Source organism: Gammaproteobacteria bacterium (genome assembly GCA_029862005.1).
Lineage (GTDB): Bacteria > Pseudomonadota > Gammaproteobacteria.
The window spans coordinates 1-2,118 of sequence record JAOTYD010000103.1 but is presented as its reverse complement, the minus strand read 5'-3'; the positions used below and the strand labels follow the sequence as shown (position 1 = coordinate 2,118).

Below are 2,118 nucleotides of genomic sequence, written 5' to 3'. Positions count from 1 at the left end.
GGGCTTTTGGTAACACGCCATTTGATGCCTTTCATGTCAGCAGGGACATGAACCGGGCCGTGCGCGTTTCCGAGCTGACGAAAGCCACCACTGGAGTATACGGTCAGGCAAACGTGGCCCGCTTCCTCGGCAGCAATGTCACATTGCTTCTTGGCCAGCCATTCGCTAGAGATTCGGTCGGCATCTTCGATGCTCTTGAAAATGTAGGGCAGGTCGAAAACTGACAACGCGGTGCCAAAGTTACCAAAGTTTGCGGTAGAACTTGTCCACAGCGCAATCAAACCCTGGTTCGCCTGTTCGCCGCAGGATTGCTCACTGCAAAGAGATTTGCGGTAATGCGGCTCAATTTTCATTTTACCGCCTGAAACTTCTTCCAGGGTCGGAATCAAGGCCTGGGCAATCGCATCACCGATAGGCATACCTTCGAAGCCGACTGTTCCCAGCTTAAGTACTTTTTCCGCACTTGCTGGCTGTGCAAAGCAAGTAATGGCCAAGCTTAAAGCCACTACCTTTAAGATAGATTTAATTTTCACAGACTTATCCTCCCAAAGAATATTGATGTGAATGGGGTATCTCAATCAATATTTCATATTGCCAATCTTAAGGAAAGTGACAGTTGATACGAATGCAGAGGACAGATTTTGTAAAAAGTGCCACAATTAAAATTTAACGATTCTTCATATGCCTTATCCGTAATGCATAAAATTTTCAGAACTAACCATGGACTCTACGACGCCCCATTTCGTATTACCTGAGAAATCAAGCCTGGGACTGCGTGATCAAATTTGTGAATTGGTAAGCTCTGCCATCACATCTCAAACCCTTTCGCTGGATAAACGTTTACCTTCCTGTCGAGAACTGGCAGACCAGCTAGGGGTATCGAGGAATACAGTATTTTCTGCTTACAATCGATTAATTGATCTTGGGTTGCTGGTAGCACGAGACCGGTCTGGATACTTCGTCAACCCTATCGCTCTTTCTCCAGCAGAAACAACGGAAAGGCAAAATCAAAAACCCAGTCGCGTTGATACTCCACCACCCGTTACGTTTGATTCATTTGGGCTGGAACCCGTTGACAATCCTCTTGATTGGACGAGTTATCCCTATCCGTTTATTTACAACCAGATTGATCCAGATCTTTTTCCTGTCGACAGCTGGCGAGAATGCACGCGACTCGCGCTGAAAAGCACCAAAACGTCCACCTGGCGTGACGATTCCGTCGAGAGCGACAGTCAGCAGTTGTCCCGACAGTTGCGCCAGCGCTTGTTGAGCTCACGCGGGATTTATGCCAACGAGGACGAAGTGTTAATTACCCTGGGCGCACAAAACGCACTGTTTATTATTGGCGCGACCTTTGCCCACAAAAACAAACCCATCGCTGTCGAAGATCCCGGCTATCACTATGGACGCAATGCCCTTCAGCTTACCGGCAATCGGCTTATCGGTGTGCCAATTGACGACGAAGGCCTGATCGTCCAGAAAATACCCGATGAATGTCAGCTGGTTTTTACCACGCCCAGCCACCAGTTCCCGACCATGGTGACCATGTCTCAGCCGCGTCGCAAGCAGTTACTGGCCGCGGCGGCCAAGCAGGATTTCCTGGTCATCGAAGACGACTACGAAGCAGAGATGAACTATTTCAATTCGCGCTCACGGTCCCTGCGCTCGCAGGATAAAAACGATCGCGTCATCTATATCGGCAGCCTGTCAAAAACCATTTCACCCGGCATCCGTCTCGGGTTCATGGTCGCGCACCGTGACATTATCCGACAAGCGCGGATCGTCAGGGGCGTGATCATGCGCCATGCGCCGACGATTGTTCAGGAAGTGGTCGCACTGTTTTTTCAACTTGGCTACTACGATTCGCATCTGCGCAATATAGAACGGCGCTACAAGCGACGATGGCATGTCATGAACGACGCGATCGCCAGGCACCTGAGCATGCTCGAGCGGACGCCGACCCGCGGCGGCACGTCATTCTGGCTGACCGGCCCCAGGGGGTTTGACGCAACTGAACTCGGTAAACGCCTGCGCAACAGGGGTGTGTTAATCGATATCGGTGAAAGATATTATTTGAAAAATAACAAACGCAGCTTTCGGCTCGGTTTCGCGTTCGTG

At 50.2% G+C, this 2,118-nt stretch carries 2 protein-coding genes and 1 pseudogene; 2 read left to right on the top strand and 1 reads right to left on the bottom strand.

The window, feature by feature from the left end; genetic code table 11:
• Positions 1 to 533: C4-dicarboxylate ABC transporter substrate-binding protein (locus OES20_19245; GenBank protein ID MDH3636828.1), on the bottom strand; the 533-nt coding region annotated here is incomplete at its 3' end.
• Between the two features lie 187 nt (positions 534 to 720).
• Between OES20_19245 and OES20_19240 the strand changes: the two are divergent.
• Both OES20_19240 and OES20_19235 read left to right on the top strand, forming a co-directional pair.
• Positions 721 to 951 (top strand): annotated as a pseudogene (locus OES20_19240) (winged helix-turn-helix domain-containing protein).
• A gap of 288 nt (positions 952 to 1,239) precedes the next feature.
• On the top strand, positions 1,240 to 2,118 hold an 879-nt coding region (locus OES20_19235), incomplete at its 3' end, for a PLP-dependent aminotransferase family protein (protein ID MDH3636827.1).